Here is a 14,847-nt window from a genome sequence, read left to right on the forward strand (position 1 = left end):
GAATCCATCATGAATAAGGCAGTCACACACATCGTAGATACGACAGCAGCCGAAACTCGATCACTCCCCATCGCCAACCGTTCGATTGCCGTCGTCGGTCTCGGATACGTCGGTCTTCCCGTCGCCGTCGCCTTTGGTGAAAAAACGGAAGTCGTCGGTTTTGACATCAAAGAGCAACGCGTCGCCGAACTGAAAGAAGGCATCGATGCGACGCTTGAACTCAGTCCATTCGTCCTCAAAAATGCAGACGTCGCCTACGTGACGGACGCAGCGGCCCTTCACGCGAGCGATTTCATCATCATCGCCGTCCCGACGCCGATCAATGCGCAGAATCAACCGGATTTGACACCGCTCCTCCGGGCCTCGCAGCTCGTCGGACGCCAACTGAACAAAGGGGATATCGTCGTCTATGAATCGACGGTCTATCCGGGCGCGACAGAAGAGGATTGCATCCCGGTCCTCGAAGAAGCTTCCGGTCTGCAGGCAGGGGTCGACTTCTTCGTCGGTTACTCACCGGAACGGATCAATCCGGGCGATCATGAGCACACATTCAAGACGATCAAAAAAATCGTCTCGGCCCAAAATCAAGAAACGCTCGATATCGTCGCGGAAGTATACGAAGCGGTCGTTGATGCCGGAGTCCACCGGGCATCGTCGATCAAGGTCGCAGAAGCCGCAAAAATCATCGAGAATACGCAACGGGACTTGAACATCGCCTTGATGAACGAACTGGCGATCATCTTTGACCGGATGGACATCGATACGCTCGAGGTCCTCGAAGCCGCCGGTACGAAGTGGAACTTCCTGCCGTTTCGTCCAGGACTCGTCGGCGGACATTGTATCGGCGTCGACCCGTTCTACTTGACGATGAAAGCCGAATCACTCGGTTATCATCCGGAAGTCATCTTAGCCGGACGGCGGATCAATGACACGATGGGACGGTTCATCGCGACATCACTCGTCAAGAATCTGATCAAACAAAACATGCCGGTCCTTGGTGCCCGGGTCACTGTCCTTGGCCTATCGTTCAAGGAAAACGTCAGTGACATCCGAAACTCGAAAGTCGCGAACCTCGTCAAGGAAATCGAAGAGTTCGGGATTGAAGTCCAGGTCGCGGATCGTCTCGTCGCAAAAGAAGATGCGAAACGCGAATACGGGATCGATTTAGTCGATCTCGCGGAGTTAAAACCGGCAGACGTCGTCATCTTCGCGGTCTCCCACGAAGAATACGTCGAAGGTAACTGGCTGCTTGCGCAACACCTGCTCAAAGTCGGACGGGGAATCGTCATTGACATCAAAGGCATGCTGACACCGTCGGAAAAACCGGAAGGGGTGCATTTATGGCGACTCTGAAAATCCTTCAAGTCTGTGCCCTCGATACGACGGCGGAAACGATGCTTCAGCCTTTATTGCTCGCCTTGAAGGGAGCCGGACACGATGTCGGAATTGCCTGTGCGGATACCGGAGCGGCGCAAAAGCTCGCCGCGCAAGGCTTCACGATGCATGACATTCCGATCGAACGGAAAATCGACTGGACGAGCAACTGGAAGACGATTCGCTCGATCGTCCAGATTCTAAAAGACGGACAATACGATGCCGTGCATGTGCATACGCCGGTCGCAGCAGCCCTTGGCCGGGTCGCTGCGAAGCGGGCCGGGACGAAACATATCGTCTATACCGCCCACGGCTTTTACTTTCACGAAAAGATGGGTCGCGTCACCTATCAACTGACGTACTCGGTCGAGAAGTGGCTCGCCCGGTTCGCAACGGACTATCTGTTGCTCCAGAGCGCTGAAGACTATGAACTGGCGAACCGGAAACGGTTCAAAAACACGACCCGGCTGATGCACCTCGGAAACGGTATCGATTTGACCCGCTTTTATCCCCGTCCTCGTCAGACGGATGCCGGGTTTACGTTTTTATTCATCGGTCGGATCGTCGAAGAAAAAGGCATTCTCGAATTGTTGAACGCCTTCGAAGACGTCGTCGCGGTTCAACCGGACGTCCGGCTCGTCATCGCCGGTGAAATGATGGCAAGTGAACGGGATCAGACGACGAAACACACGTTCATGAAACGGATTCGGGAAATCCCGAACATCGATTATCTCGGTTTCGTCGAAGATGTGCCGACGCTGTTGCACCAAGTCGATGCGTTTGTCCTGCCATCACATCGCGAAGGGGTACCGCGCTCGATCATCGAAGCGATGGCGACGGCAAAACCCGTCATCGCAACGAACATCCGCGGCTGCCGCGAAGAAGTCATCGACGGTAAGACCGGTTACCTGGTCGAAGTACAGGATGAGCAGCAGTTGACTCGACGGATGCTCGATCTCGTCGAACAGCCGGCCGTCGCGTCTGAGATGGGTCGGGCCGGATTCGAACGGGCAATGAAACACTTTAACGAAGCAGATGTCATCAAGCGGCAACTCGATCTCTTTTCGACCTTATGAAAAGGAGGACGTCATCATGAAACGGACATTTGATTTTACGGTCAGTCTACTCGCTATTCTCGTCCTGTTGCCCGTCTATCTCCTTGTCGCCTTATTCATTTATACGAAGCTCGGACGCCCGATTTTCTTTAATCAGGTCCGTCCCGGCTACAAAGGAGAACTGTTTAAGATTTATAAATTCCGGACGATGTCGAACGAGACCGATGCGGAAGGCAATCTCTTGCCGGACGCCGAGCGGATTCCGAAATCCGTCGAATGGATCCGGCGTTTGAGTCTGGACGAATTCCCGCAATTTTTTAATATCCTCCGCGGACAGATGAGTTTCGTCGGTCCCCGCCCGTTGCTCGTCAGTTACTTGAACCACTATACGAAAGAACAGATGACACGGCATGACGTCTTGCCCGGCTTGACCGGTTGGGCGCAGATTCACGGACGGAACGCGACGACCTGGCAGGAACGGCTCGAACAAGATCAGTGGTACGCTGCAAACCACACGTTCCGACTCGATCTGTATATCCTCTTCAAGACCGTCAAGATTGTTGTCTTGTCCGAAGGGAACTCGACCGATCATCAGACCGGGATGGGCGAATTCAAAGGGTTGGACGGGGGTGTCCCTCATGATGTCGTTAAGCGCTGAACGATTGATTCACGATTCGCGGGAATGGAATGCGCTCGTGACGCATTACGGACTGGATTGTTATTACGAGTATGCATACTTCGAACTGGCGGAAGAGCCGTCAGCCGTACCCGAGATGTATATCTGTCCTTCCGAGTTCGGCATCTTGATCTATCCGTACTTGAAACGACCGATAGCCGGAACCCCCTTTCAAGACATCACGACCCCATACGGATACGGGGGACCGGTCTTCATCGGCTTGTGGTCGACGGATCAGGTGCAAGAGGTGCGGCGTCATTTTCTCGCGTACTGTCACGCAGAACGGATCATCACGGAAACGGTCCGGTTTCATCCGGTTCTTCAGAATCGTGAACTCGGTCAAGCCTGGTGTGATCGTGCTCAAGTGATCCAACGAACTGTCACGGTGCCGTTGACCGATCCGATTGACATAATTGAAGGACGTTTTTCCTCGATGACGCGGCGGAACATCAAAAAAGCGCGACGTGAAGCGGTGACGGTCCGGGTTGCCCGGCCGGAAGAATATGCAAGCTTCATCCGTCTGTACCGATTGACGATGGACAAACATCAAGCGGATGCCCGCTATTACTTCAGCGATCAGTACTTTCGACAGTTGCAAGACGGACGATTACCGGCTGAACTGCTCGTCGCCGAACGAAACGGCATCATCATCGCCGGTTGCATCGTCCTCTATGGTCAACAGTTCGCCCATTATCATCTCGGCGCATCGGATCCCGAACAGCTGGCTGTCCGTCCGAATCATCTGTTATTTGCCGAAATGATCCGCCGGGCCAAGGAGCTCGGGAAAACCGCCCTTCATTTAGGCGGCGGAACGACGCGGGACGAGACCGACAGTTTACTGGCCTACAAACGTTCCTTCAGTCCTCAACAGACCGAGTATGCGCTCGGGACGTCGGTTTTGAACCCGTTGATTTACGCCCAGTTATCGGAGCAACATCTGAAAAATCAAGTGTTCTCATCGCAGGATTGGTTTCCGCTATACCGGACGCCGGTTCGTCAGCTGTCACGAAGAGGGGAGGAGTCATCATGAAAAACATCCCGTTATCCATCCCACACCTCAGTGGTCAGGAAATGCGGTACGTCACAGAAGCACTCGAAACCAACTGGGTCGCACCGCTCGGTCCGAACGTCGAAGCCTTTGAAGCCGGTATGCGGGTCTACAGTGGAGCACAAGCGACGCTTGCGACGAGCAGCGGGACGTCAGCGATTCATTTGGCATTAGCGACATTAGGTGTCACGGCAGGGGACAATGTGTTTTGTCAGTCGTTGACCTTCGTCGCTTCGACGAATCCGATCCGGTACGTCGGTGCGCGACCGGTCTTGATTGATTCTGAATCCGATACATGGAACATGTCACCAACCGCGCTGCGCCGGGCGATGATCCAGGCAGCGACGCGCGGTCGGTTACCGAAAGCCGTCATCGTCGTCCATCTGTACGGCGTCGTCGCTAAAATCGAGGAACTGGCGGCAATCTGTGAGGAATACGATGTTCCGTTGATTGAAGATGCAGCCGAATCACTTGGTTCGACGGTCAACGGACGGATGACCGGCACATTCGGCACGTTCGGCATCTACTCGTTTAACGGCAACAAAATCATCACGACTTCGAGTGGCGGCATGTTGGTCTCAAATGATGTTCACTTGATCGAACGGGCCTTTTATCTCGCAACGCAAGCCCGTCAACCCGTCTTGCATTATGAACATACGGAAGTCGGCTTCAACTACCGGATGAGTAACGTTTCTGCCGGTATCGGGCGAGGACAACTCGAAGTGATCGAAGACCGGGTCGAGGCGCGCCGAACCATCTTTCAGCGGTATGTCCGGGCGTTCGAGACGATTGATGCCCGTCATTATCAACAGGAAATCAGCGGCAGTCGTGCGAACCGGTGGCTGACGGCCATGACGGTCCCCGGTGGCACGGAACAGCGGGATCTGCTGATTCAACAGTTGCAACAGAAAAACATTGAATCGCGTCCGGTCTGGAAACCGATGCACTTGCAACCGGTCTACCGGGATGTTCCGTATATCACGGGTGAAGAGCAGGATGTCAGCCGTCGACTGTTTGAAGAAGGGATTTGCCTGCCGTCCGCTTCCCAAATGACGTTTACGGAGCAGGCGCTGGTCATCCGTTCGGTTCGGCAAGGACTCGTTGCAGATGTTCGACGCAATGTGCAGCTATGAATGTGTGGGAGGGAGACATCGTGATGAGCGATTTGGAGGAAGCGATCGAAGCACTCCGTCTCGCTGCGAACGGGAAAAATGAACTGACGGCCAATACCTATTTTCGTTGGCAACTGAATACCCAGTACCCAAGTGTCGCAGAAATCCTGATTTTATTCGGTTCTTGGCAAATCGCTTTGGAACGGGCCGGTATCGGCACCGTTCGCGTTGCTTTTACCAAATCGGATATCATCGAAGCGTTACGCGCTGCGAAGGAGGAACTGGAACCCTTCACGAGTGCGACGTACCGTGAATGGGCTCAGCAACATCAGGCGCCGAGCTTGACCGATATCGTCCATCAATTCAACTCGTGGCAGCAGGCCTTATCAGAAGCGGAAATTTTAAAGGAACGGGTGCAGGAGATGGAGCGACGTATCATTGAATCCTTGCTCGAAGCACAGGAAACCTTACCCGTTTTGACGAGTCAAACGTATACGAAGTGGGCAGCCGGGAAAAACCGGCCGACGGTTGCGACGATTGCAAGGCGGTACGGTTCGTGGAGCAACGCCTTGGAAATCATCGGCATCGAACAACCCCGCAAACGCTGGACGGAAGAAGAAGTGTTACGTATTCTCGCAGAAGCAGCAGATGAACGCGACGGCTTGACGATTGCGCATTATCAAAAGTTCAGTGAAGGACGGAATACACCGAGCATCGGTGTCATCACAGCCTTGTTTGGCAGTTGGAGCAATGCCGTGATGATCGTCTTGAACCAACGTCAATCGTAAATCGACTTGATTCGAAGGAGAGAGGGAAATCGTGATGAAAGAATGGAGATGGCTGATCTTAACGGCATTAGGTATCGGATTACTCGTTTTCTTTGGATCAGGTGGGTACGTCTATCATCAAAACAGTCAGCTGGTCGATGAACCGGTGGAAGCGAGTGTCCAACCAACGGAAACAGCTCAAACGGAACAAGGAAAAAAAGCAGACTCCAAAAAAGCAGACCGGAAGAAACAAGACGGGAAACAAACCGAATCGGAAACCATATCGTTGTTACTGCTTGGTGTTGATCAACGCGGCAACGAAGCAGGTCGGAGTGATACGATCATCGTCGTGACGGTTAATCCGGAAACCGGTTCGAGCAAGATGCTCAGTATTCCGCGGGACTTGAAGACAGAAATCATCGGCAACGGCGCGAATGATAAGATCAACCACGCCTATGCGTTCGGCGGACCGGAGATGGCGCGTGAGACGGTCGAACATTTGCTTGATTTGCAAATTGACTACTTTGCGGAAATCAATTTGGACGGCTTTACCGATCTGGTCGATGCGGTTGACGGGGTGACGGTCGCAAACGATATCAACTTCTCGTATTACGAGATGAAGTTCCCGAAAGGCGAGTTGTCGCTGAACGGTAAAGAAGCACTTGCGTATGTCCGGATGCGGTATGACGATCCACGGGGAGACTTCGGACGGCAAATCCGGCAACGGCAAGTCGTGCAGGCAGTTGCCGATAAATTGACGGCTGATTTTTCCTTGACGCGATTTAATGACGTCTTGACGGCGGTCGGGAAAAACGTCAAGACCGATATCCCGTTCCCGGTCGTGCGGAAACTGGCGACGGATTACCGCGCCAGTCTACAAAATGTCGAAACGCTGTCGCTTGAAGGAAGCGGAGGAATTGAATCAGATAAGATTTACTACTGGCATCCGACGGCAGCCTCGCTGAAGCAAGTTCAGACAACGTTACAGAACGAGCTTCAGTGACTACCAGTGTTCGTCTCTGCCAGCGCAAGGTGTCTTGTGCACCACATGATTTGTTGAAATGAAAAGAGGGGGGCGGATTTTGATATCCACCTCCCTCCGTTGTATAAAACCGACGTTCGCGTCAGCTTGTGTTTAATTTTTCGAGCGGATGAGCGTTCGTAAGGGAACGAATTTAACCGCGGAATAGACAAAATACAAGACCGTCATGATGGCCGCGGCACTCCAGACGAGTTGATAATTCGCACCCGTCGTACCGAAGCGGAGACCGACGAGCGCCGGAACGATCAACGTCAGCCAACTGAGTACAATCGCGACCCGTGCCGTCAAGGGATCAACGCTGAGGTTCAAGCCCATACCGAGGAAGAACAGACCCCAGAGAACGAACCAGAACATCCACGTGGCGCCGCCAATCCAGTCACCTGTACTGAAGCTGACGCCAGCATAGAAGAGAGCGGCGATGGCGACGAATAACGAAAACCAACCGACACCGCTGCCGTCGAGTCCAAATAAAAATGTGATGCCGACATACAGATACGTAAACGCAAACAAGTAGATGCTGGCATAACCGAACGTCAACGCCGGATCACCGGCTGCACCGATGACGAGCCACGTCGCGATGAAGGTCTGCAATAAACCGGTCAATAAACTGAACAGACCGGCACTTTTTAAATCAACTTTCCCGAACAACGACAGGCTATTTAAAAAGAGCGCAACGCCCCCGAATAACAAACTTACATTTCCCACATGAATTCCTCCGTTAAGACGTCAGACGTCTGATTGTTAACTTAACCATATGATGAATTCGCTTCCAATGCAAGTAAATTTTCGAGGGGGAATCAACAGAAAAAAGACTCTCGGATTCACTTTCAGGAGAAAGCGAATCCGAGAGCCTTTTCTTAGCGATTGAGGACGGAGCGTAACGTCGTCTCCGTTTGCGGGAGCGTTCCTTTTAACGTGACGAGACCGTAACGCGTCGAGCCTTTTTTGATGAAGAAGACACGAGTATACGCAGATTCCGGTGTATAGCCCGTTTTGCTGGCGTAGACACGCGTGTCTCCCGGAAGTGACGTGTTCGTGTGGTACCACGTCAATGTCCGTGCATACGGTCCTTTAACGGCGGTCTGGTACGACTTGCGTCCGCTGACTGTCATCAAGTAACTGTACTTGGCATACGTATTGGCAAGCTTCTGCATATCTGCTGCCGTCGTATAGTGGCTTGCGTGATAAAAACCATGCGGATTCATGAAATGACTGGCGGACATGCCGATCGCTTTCGCCCGGCTGTTCATCATGGAAACGAAGTTCGACTCCGAACCGCCTGTACGGACGGCAATCGCTTTCGCCGCGTCATTGCCGGACCGGATGAGCATCCCGTTCAAGAGTTGGCGCATCGTGACTTTGTCACCCGACCGGAAACCAGCGGAGCTGCTGCCGGCAGGAACGGACAACATCGAATAGGTCAGTGTGAATGTCTGATCGAGTGTCCCTTTTTTGGCAGCGGCGTCATAAGCGACGAGTGCCGTCAATAACTTCGTCGTACTCGCCGGGTAACGGCGGGCAAAACTTTCTTTCGTCAGTTCGTAACCGGATGATCCGAGCTTGAAATAACGCATCGAGGCAACCGGATGACTGCCGGAAGATGTACCGGCAGAAGTCGTTTTTTGGACTACCTGATCAGATACATACCGGATGCTGCCATTGTCTTTAATCTTGTACCATCCATTTGTATAAGACATCGCAGCAAGTTTTGAATTGTAGGCAGCTCGGCGGGTAATGGTCCGACTAGAAGCTGTGCTTGGTGTTGTTCGGATATTTGCGCCGATCGTAGAAGTAACGGTGATTGAATATGTACCGGTAGAGCTAGAGCCAGTCGTTACTTTTTGTGCAACTTGATTTGATAAATAACGGTAGGCACTTCCATCTTTGATCTTGTACCAACCGTTTGAATAGGAAACAGCGACGAATTTAGCTTTGTACGGAGCGCGACGGGTGATGGTTGCTGATGAACTCGTGCTTGGCTTCGTCCGAATATTTGCACCAATCGTCGAGGTGACGATGACCTGATAACTGGCAGCCTGAGCAGGTAAGGCCGGGAGACACAGTGTGATGAGTAGGACGAGTGTCAAACAAATCCTGAATAATGACTTCATAAAAATCTCATTCCCTCCTTTTACAAAATATGTTCTTATCATAAAACAAAAAAAGGAAATTATCTTCTTTTTCAAAAAAATACTTCGGATACACGAGAAGCATGAAACCGTTTAACATAGGGAATGAGAGCAAAAGACGTGTTCAAGGAGGAAGTCAGATGAAAATTGCAGTGATTGGTTTAGGGGACATCACCCAAAAGGCATATCTGCCTGTTTACGCCGAACGAACGGATTTAGAAGTGTATCTCGTATCGACGGATCGGGAAAAAGCTGAACGATTGCGGGCCGCCTATCGATTCGCTGGAACGCTTGATTCAATCGAGGATGTGATCACAAACGGGATTCAAGTCGCGTTGATTCATTCCGCGACAAAGGTCCATGCTGAGCAAGCCAAACAGTTGCTGAATGCGGGTATCCATATCTACATCGATAAGCCGGTCTCGCTCGAAGTCGAGGAAGTCCGGTCATTGACGGAACAGGCAACAGCCAACGGATTACATTTCATTACCGGCTTCAATCGCCGGTTCGCATCGGCGCACCGAAGCTTACTGGAAGTCGAAGAGCCGAATTTGATTGTCATGCAAAAAAATCGAACCTCGTTCATTGAAGATGCCAAGACGTTTATCTTCGACGATTTTGTCCACGTCGCGGATACGCTTCGTTTCTTGACAGGACGCGGTGAGATTGAGAACCTGCAAGTCCGCGGTAAAAAAGTGGAGGGATTGTTGCATCATGTCACGATTCAATTTGAAGCAAGCGGCATCACGGCCATCGGCATCATGAACCGGAATAACGGAGTGACGGAAGAACGGGTCGAAGTGATGGGGCCAAACGAAAAACGTGTCGCAACCGACGTCACATCGGTCGAACAGCTGACAAAGGGTGGAAAGCTCCGGTTGCCGCTCGATAACTGGGAACCGACATTACGCCGACGCGGCTTCGTCGAGATGATCGATGCGTTCATCGAGACCATCCATGGTCGTCCGTCGACATCGGTGACAGGGGAAGACAGTCTGGCGACACACGAACTTTGTGCGGAAGTCGTCAAACGGTTGGACGAATTGTAAGCATAGGTCCTCCGGGACAACATCAAAAAACGAACGATTTCTCTCGATCAGATGAGGGAAACCGTTCGTTTTTTTGTATCCGGCTCTATTAAATTTTTTTCAATTGATAGACCAATCTTCCGCCGGGACCTTCGAACGTCAGTGTAAAGCCGGATTGGTTGAAGAGGTAACTGACCAGTCCTTCTGATAACGGAAGGCGGGCGGACAAATCCGGTTCAAACCGAATCGACTCCGTATCATTGCGGGGTGCCTCGACCATTCCAAAATCCTGATAGTCAATCGTTGCCACCAGTCCATCGCGTTTCGCGAAGGAGACGTCAATTTGTCCGGTCGCAGGAAACGACCGTTCTTTCAGACCCGTATCAAGTGTACTTCGTTCGATTTGATAGGTGCCTTCGACTTGTTTCAGTTGATCGAGCATCGTTTCCGCACTCAATTGAAGGGAGTTTGCCCGGAGACGGATCGGATTGTCTTGCGCCAAGGCAAGTTGATCGATTTTTCGGGCAATCTTGACGACTTCCTTAAAATGATAGCTCGCTAATGCCGTTTCGAGTTGCACCATCAACTTGGCAGGGTCGTGCATCGTATCTTGACGTGCAGATTGATCGACGGCTTGCGTGTACTGTCCGAGCTCGAGTTCGGACTGGACGCCGGATGGTCGTACTTCTGTACAGCCGGCCAACAGGACACACAACAGGATGATTACAGTTCGTTTCATGCCTTCACCTCCGTGCGGACGATGTGTGTGATTTGCAGATGATCCGTATGTAACCGGACGTTGTACCGAACATCATATGTGACGAAATGTTGACCGGCTGACCGTGTCAGCTGATACGTCTCGACCGTCTTGATTTGAAACGATGCGCCCTTCGAAACAAACCGTTCGAAGTCAACGGTGTACAGACGGGGAGGAATCGGACTGTCAGACGCGGCTTGGATCGTCCGCAAGGCAGCGACTTCCGAATGAAACGTCTCAAGCGTCGCGAATTGAATTGCCGAGAAGGTCTCGAGCGTATCCGTTGTTTTGGAATAGGTGGCGGTTTCCGGCACCGTTTTCGTATACTGACGGACAAATTTCAGAACGTCGTAAGACGCCGGTGGATTTTCTGACGAATAGGTTTGGTTATAGGCGGATGTTTCATCGGACCAGTCTGCTGTCGGCGAAGCCTGAACAGGCGGTGCAAGCGTCGTATGCGTGGAGTCCGTTTGCGTCAGTCCGTACCAGAGACCGGCAGATGTGAGAGCGATGACTAAAAAGAAGAGGCAGGAAAAAAGACGTTGAGCGGGTTTCGTGGAAATGGATGAATCTGTTACTTGTATTTTTTTCAGGACAGGGTGTTTACAATAGGAACATGACGTCGCATCTGTTTTTAAAGGTGTGCCGCAAAGTGAACAAAGTTCCATTAGAAACCCCTCCTCGTCGGGTATTTTTCATGTCTATGATGTATTTTTGAAATCCATTTTAATAATAACATTAATTGGAAACTGAATCAAAAACTCATTAGGTGACTATCTCTTTTAAGTCATTGTTTAGAAAGAATTTCGAAGGTGTCTGATTCAGTGAACTACTCTTTTTTTGAGGATTTTTATGGCATCTTTTCCGCGTGCCGTTTCTAAATTTGATTGTTAATTCAAAATGAAAAGAGGATTGTCATGCATCATTTCATCTGTATCGACAGCTTCAAAGGCTGCTTGAGTTCATCTGACGCGGCGCGTGCCATCCGTGCCGGTATCTTAAGTGCTGATTCGGACGCGACGATCGATTGGAGTCCGGTCGCAGACGGGGGAGAAGGGACGATTGAAGCTTTAACCGCGAATGGATTCCAACACGTAGCAGCTGCGACGGTGGATTTAGCCGGACGTCCAATCGAAGTGGTGTATGTACAAAAAGAGCGAGTCGCCGTGATTGAAGCTGCGGCGATTTGCGGGTTGCATTTGAAGCGACCGGAGGATGAGGCGCTGTTGCTTGATACACGGGGTGTCGGGCGTCTCGCAAAACAGATTTTGGCGACCGGCGTATCAGATTTGTACCTTGCACTCGGGGGCACCGGGACGACGGACGGTGGGCTTGGTCTGTTGGCGGAACTGGGCACTCACCTGTTGACGAAGACCGGTAGACCGATTGCGTGGCAGACCAATCCGTTGCTTGAAACCGACCGGATCATACTGCCGTCACCCATCGTTTCCTTACATGTCTTAGCAGATGTCACCGCCGTGTATGCCGGAACAACAGGTGCGGCACACGTGTTTGGTCCGCAAAAAGGATTGACGGCACAACAGATCAAGTTACTGGACGCTCAGTTAAGCCATCTTGGACAACAACTTGGCGTGGAACACGTAGCAGGAGCCGGTGCTGCCGGCGGACTGGGAGGAGCGGCTTACGCACTGGGGGCGTCAATCGAGTCGGGGGCGGCATACATTCTACAACAGACGGGCATAAAAGAGCGGATCCGTCAGGCGGATTATGTCTGGACAGGCGAAGGGCGGATTGATCGCCAAACGACGATGGGAAAACTTCCGGCAACGGTCGTTGCCTTGTCGGATCGTGCGCATGTCCCTTCCATCCTGCTGGCAGGAGAGGTCACGGAACGGCTGGAGCAGGCCTGGTTTTGTGAATCCATTCATGATCCGGATGAAGTAAAGACGCTGGATCCGGTCATCACTCAAAAACGATTGGCACGACGTGCGGAACAAGTCGTCAGGCGGATTATGACGAAATCAAGCGGAGAGCTGGACAAACTTCTTTAATTTAGGGAAATGGTTGGATGGAACAGGAATGAAGGGGTGCTGCTTAGGGTAAAAGAAATTATACTACTCTATTAATTGGAAGGCAGGTCACCATTATGATCAATCAGTCGATTCAACTCTCATTTCGACAAGTGCGGGCACTCGTCGAACATACCTTATTGTTATTTAAAGAGCTTGACCAACAGCTTGCCAACCGCGGTTATGAGCCGACGTTACCGGACGTCGTCCAGACGGAACACGGATTAAGCATCCATCAAACAAAAGACAGTGCCGAATCATTGGTGCCGCATTTTTTGACGCGGTCGTATACGCGTCAAAATGAAAAAGTCCTGAACCATGCGCTGATCGTTTCCGTCCAGTACACGCATCCATTGCATGAACGATTTGATCCGGTCGTCTTGGTCGGCGACGTCATGTTCAAGCAACCGAAACAGACGATGAAGCTGTTGCTCGACAAACCGTGGTTGCTGAAATATGCCGCGTTCGAGTCGACGGCTGCTGCTTCTTTTGAACCGACCGGGGAACGTTTCCGGACGCAACCAATCGAAGAAATCGAATGGCTCGATGTCTGGGGACATCCGTTTACGGAGATGCGCGACGTCGAGGACGTCAAAGTCTTGACGGAAGAAATGATTAAAGGACACTTGGAGCCGGGAACACCTTGACTGTAAATCGGTGAGACGGGTCTATGTAGAAAACAGTGTTTGAATCAGTGGGAAATTAAAAAAAGTTCTGCTTCGATGTACGGTCGAAACAGAACTTTTTTTGTTGGTGGGTTGTTAAGGCTGTATTAAACCGCAACGAGAATCCGTTCGATTGCTGCGACCAAATCAGTCGGATTCGTTTTTGGGGCGAAGCGTGTCACTTCACCGTCACGTGTCACTAAAAACTTCGTGAAGTTCCATTCCACGTCTTCTTCACCTGTCGTGTTCGGGGCAAGCTTTTTCAGCTCGGCGAACAAGGGATGTGCCGTTTCACCATTGACATCGATTTTTGAGAAGACAGGGAACGTCACGCCGTAGTTCATTTGGCAGAAACTTTGAATTTCTTCATCGGTCCCCGGGTCTTGAGCGGCGAACTGATTACAAGGGAAACCGAGGACGACGAGTCCTTGTTTCCGGTAATCTTGATAGAGTTGCTCGAGTCCTTCGAACTGTGGCGTCAAGCCGCATTTGCTTGCCGTGTTGACGATCAGCCAAGCTTGTCCCGGATAATCTTGAAGCGTGGCTTCGGTTCCGTCAATCCGTTGAAAAGTCTGCTCTTGTAACATGTCTAAATTCCCCCTTATGGTCTTAAAATCAGTGTACCAAACCGGTTGGTCTTTCGCCTAGAAAACGGCTGTCAGATGACAATCCGTTCACAATCAAGTGTCAGCACACCCGAAATCCTGCAAAATTTGGTAGACTACAAAAGACTTTGGAAGGAAAGGAGAGATGCCACATGAGAAAGATGTTGAAACAATCGCGTTTTGTCATGATCGCGACGCTTTGTCTCGTCCTGGTCGCAAGTGCGGTTGCCTTGCTGACCCTCGGATTCGAACGCGATATTGTGATTCTTGTTTCTGGAGTGGTTGCCCTTTGGGTGACGATGCTAGCTCCTTTGACGGTCCAGACCAAACTGAATGAGCAATCATAAACCTTGTTTATTCAAAAAAGCCGTAGCCTGATTTCTTGCTGAAGGATGTTTTCCATTCAGATGAAGGAATCGGTCGCTGCGGTTTTTTTTCTTCTATAGCATATGTTCCAAAAACACTATTTTTATGACGGTTTGTCAAATTAAGTGCAACACTTCTTCCGTGAAGACCTCGTATGCAGTTTTCCAGTTAAGACATTTTCGTGGTCTCCCAT

At 51.2% G+C, this 14,847-nt stretch carries 16 protein-coding genes; 11 read left to right on the plus strand and 5 right to left on the minus strand.

What is annotated here, in order from left to right; translation table 11 throughout:
• Nucleotides 1–9: 9 nt before the first annotated feature.
• From KNQ07_RS14240 to KNQ07_RS14270, 7 genes are read left to right on the plus strand one after another with little or no spacing between them, the layout of a single operon-like run.
• A complete protein-coding gene (locus KNQ07_RS14240; protein WP_251139567.1) occupies nt 10–1,353 on the plus strand; it encodes a nucleotide sugar dehydrogenase in 1,344 nt (447 codons plus the stop codon).
• Nucleotides 1,341–2,450, plus strand: coding sequence for a glycosyltransferase family 4 protein (locus KNQ07_RS14245; RefSeq protein WP_214767410.1), 1,110 nt, complete (start codon nt 1,341–1,343; stop codon nt 2,448–2,450). The genes KNQ07_RS14240 and KNQ07_RS14245 overlap by 13 nt, the downstream gene beginning before the upstream one ends.
• 16 nt (nt 2,451–2,466) lie before the next feature.
• Complete coding sequence (locus tag KNQ07_RS14250) at nt 2,467–3,087, plus strand: sugar transferase (protein ID WP_026832018.1); 621 nt, start codon at nt 2,467–2,469, stop codon at nt 3,085–3,087.
• Complete coding sequence (locus KNQ07_RS14255) at nt 3,068–4,135, plus strand: lipid II:glycine glycyltransferase FemX (protein WP_214767412.1); 1,068 nt, start codon at nt 3,068–3,070, stop codon at nt 4,133–4,135. The genes KNQ07_RS14250 and KNQ07_RS14255 overlap by 20 nt, the downstream gene beginning before the upstream one ends.
• Nucleotides 4,132–5,286 (plus strand): aminotransferase class I/II-fold pyridoxal phosphate-dependent enzyme, encoded by a 1,155-nt coding sequence (locus KNQ07_RS14260; protein ID WP_214767414.1) that lies wholly within the window; start codon nt 4,132–4,134, stop codon nt 5,284–5,286. The genes KNQ07_RS14255 and KNQ07_RS14260 overlap by 4 nt, the downstream gene beginning before the upstream one ends.
• A gap of 23 nt (nt 5,287–5,309) precedes the next feature.
• Nucleotides 5,310–6,053: a hypothetical protein gene (locus tag KNQ07_RS14265; RefSeq protein ID WP_035387569.1), complete on the plus strand. Its 744-nt coding sequence runs from the start codon at nt 5,310–5,312 to the stop codon at nt 6,051–6,053.
• Nucleotides 6,054–6,087: 34 nt separating this feature from the next.
• Entirely contained in the window at nt 6,088–7,035 is a 948-nt protein-coding gene (locus KNQ07_RS14270) for an LCP family glycopolymer transferase (protein ID WP_214767416.1), read from the plus strand.
• Nucleotides 7,036–7,167: 132 nt separating this feature from the next.
• Here KNQ07_RS14270 and KNQ07_RS14275 read toward each other — a convergent pair whose 3' ends face one another.
• Nucleotides 7,168–7,779 (minus strand): AmiS/UreI family transporter, encoded by a 612-nt coding sequence (locus tag KNQ07_RS14275; RefSeq protein WP_214721783.1) that lies wholly within the window; start codon nt 7,777–7,779, stop codon nt 7,168–7,170.
• 152 nt (nt 7,780–7,931) lie between these two features.
• Nucleotides 7,932–9,185 (minus strand): serine hydrolase, encoded by a 1,254-nt coding sequence (locus tag KNQ07_RS14280; protein ID WP_214767418.1) that lies wholly within the window; start codon nt 9,183–9,185, stop codon nt 7,932–7,934.
• Nucleotides 9,186–9,343: 158 nt separating this feature from the next.
• On the opposite strand from KNQ07_RS14280, the gene KNQ07_RS14285 reads away from it, so the two are divergent.
• A complete protein-coding gene (locus KNQ07_RS14285; protein ID WP_214767420.1) occupies nt 9,344–10,252 on the plus strand; it encodes a Gfo/Idh/MocA family protein in 909 nt (302 codons plus the stop codon).
• Nucleotides 10,253–10,340: 88 nt separating this feature from the next.
• Here the strand turns inward: KNQ07_RS14285 and KNQ07_RS14290 are convergent, their stop codons facing one another.
• Together KNQ07_RS14290 and KNQ07_RS14295 are read right to left on the minus strand one after the other, a co-directional pair.
• Nucleotides 10,341–10,970, minus strand: a complete 630-nt coding sequence (locus KNQ07_RS14290; RefSeq protein WP_214767423.1) for a hypothetical protein — start codon at nt 10,968–10,970, stop codon at nt 10,341–10,343.
• Nucleotides 10,967–11,656 (minus strand): hypothetical protein, encoded by a 690-nt coding sequence (locus KNQ07_RS14295; protein ID WP_214767426.1) that lies wholly within the window; start codon nt 11,654–11,656, stop codon nt 10,967–10,969. Before KNQ07_RS14295 ends, KNQ07_RS14290 begins: the two co-directional genes overlap by 4 nt.
• Before the next feature lie 249 nt (nt 11,657–11,905).
• Between KNQ07_RS14295 and KNQ07_RS14300 the strand changes: the two genes are divergently transcribed.
• Both KNQ07_RS14300 and KNQ07_RS14305 read left to right on the plus strand, forming a co-directional pair.
• Nucleotides 11,906–13,000: a glycerate kinase gene (locus KNQ07_RS14300; protein ID WP_214767429.1), complete on the plus strand. Its 1,095-nt coding sequence runs from the start codon at nt 11,906–11,908 to the stop codon at nt 12,998–13,000.
• Nucleotides 13,001–13,095: 95 nt separating this feature from the next.
• Nucleotides 13,096–13,665: a hypothetical protein gene (locus KNQ07_RS14305; RefSeq protein ID WP_026832030.1), complete on the plus strand. Its 570-nt coding sequence runs from the start codon at nt 13,096–13,098 to the stop codon at nt 13,663–13,665.
• A 125-nt stretch (nt 13,666–13,790) separates the two neighbouring features.
• Here the strand turns inward: KNQ07_RS14305 and KNQ07_RS14310 are convergent, their stop codons facing one another.
• Complete coding sequence (locus KNQ07_RS14310; protein ID WP_214767433.1) at nt 13,791–14,270, minus strand: glutathione peroxidase; 480 nt, start codon at nt 14,268–14,270, stop codon at nt 13,791–13,793.
• 170 nt (nt 14,271–14,440) lie between these two features.
• On the opposite strand from KNQ07_RS14310, the gene KNQ07_RS14315 reads away from it, so the two are divergent.
• Nucleotides 14,441–14,635 (plus strand): hypothetical protein, encoded by a 195-nt coding sequence (locus tag KNQ07_RS14315; RefSeq protein ID WP_214767437.1) that lies wholly within the window; start codon nt 14,441–14,443, stop codon nt 14,633–14,635.
• Nucleotides 14,636–14,847 lie beyond the last annotated feature (212 nt).

Source organism: Exiguobacterium sp. s145, from assembly GCF_018618835.1.
Taxonomy (GTDB): Bacteria; Bacillota; Bacilli; order Exiguobacteriales; family Exiguobacteriaceae; genus Exiguobacterium_A; species Exiguobacterium_A artemiae.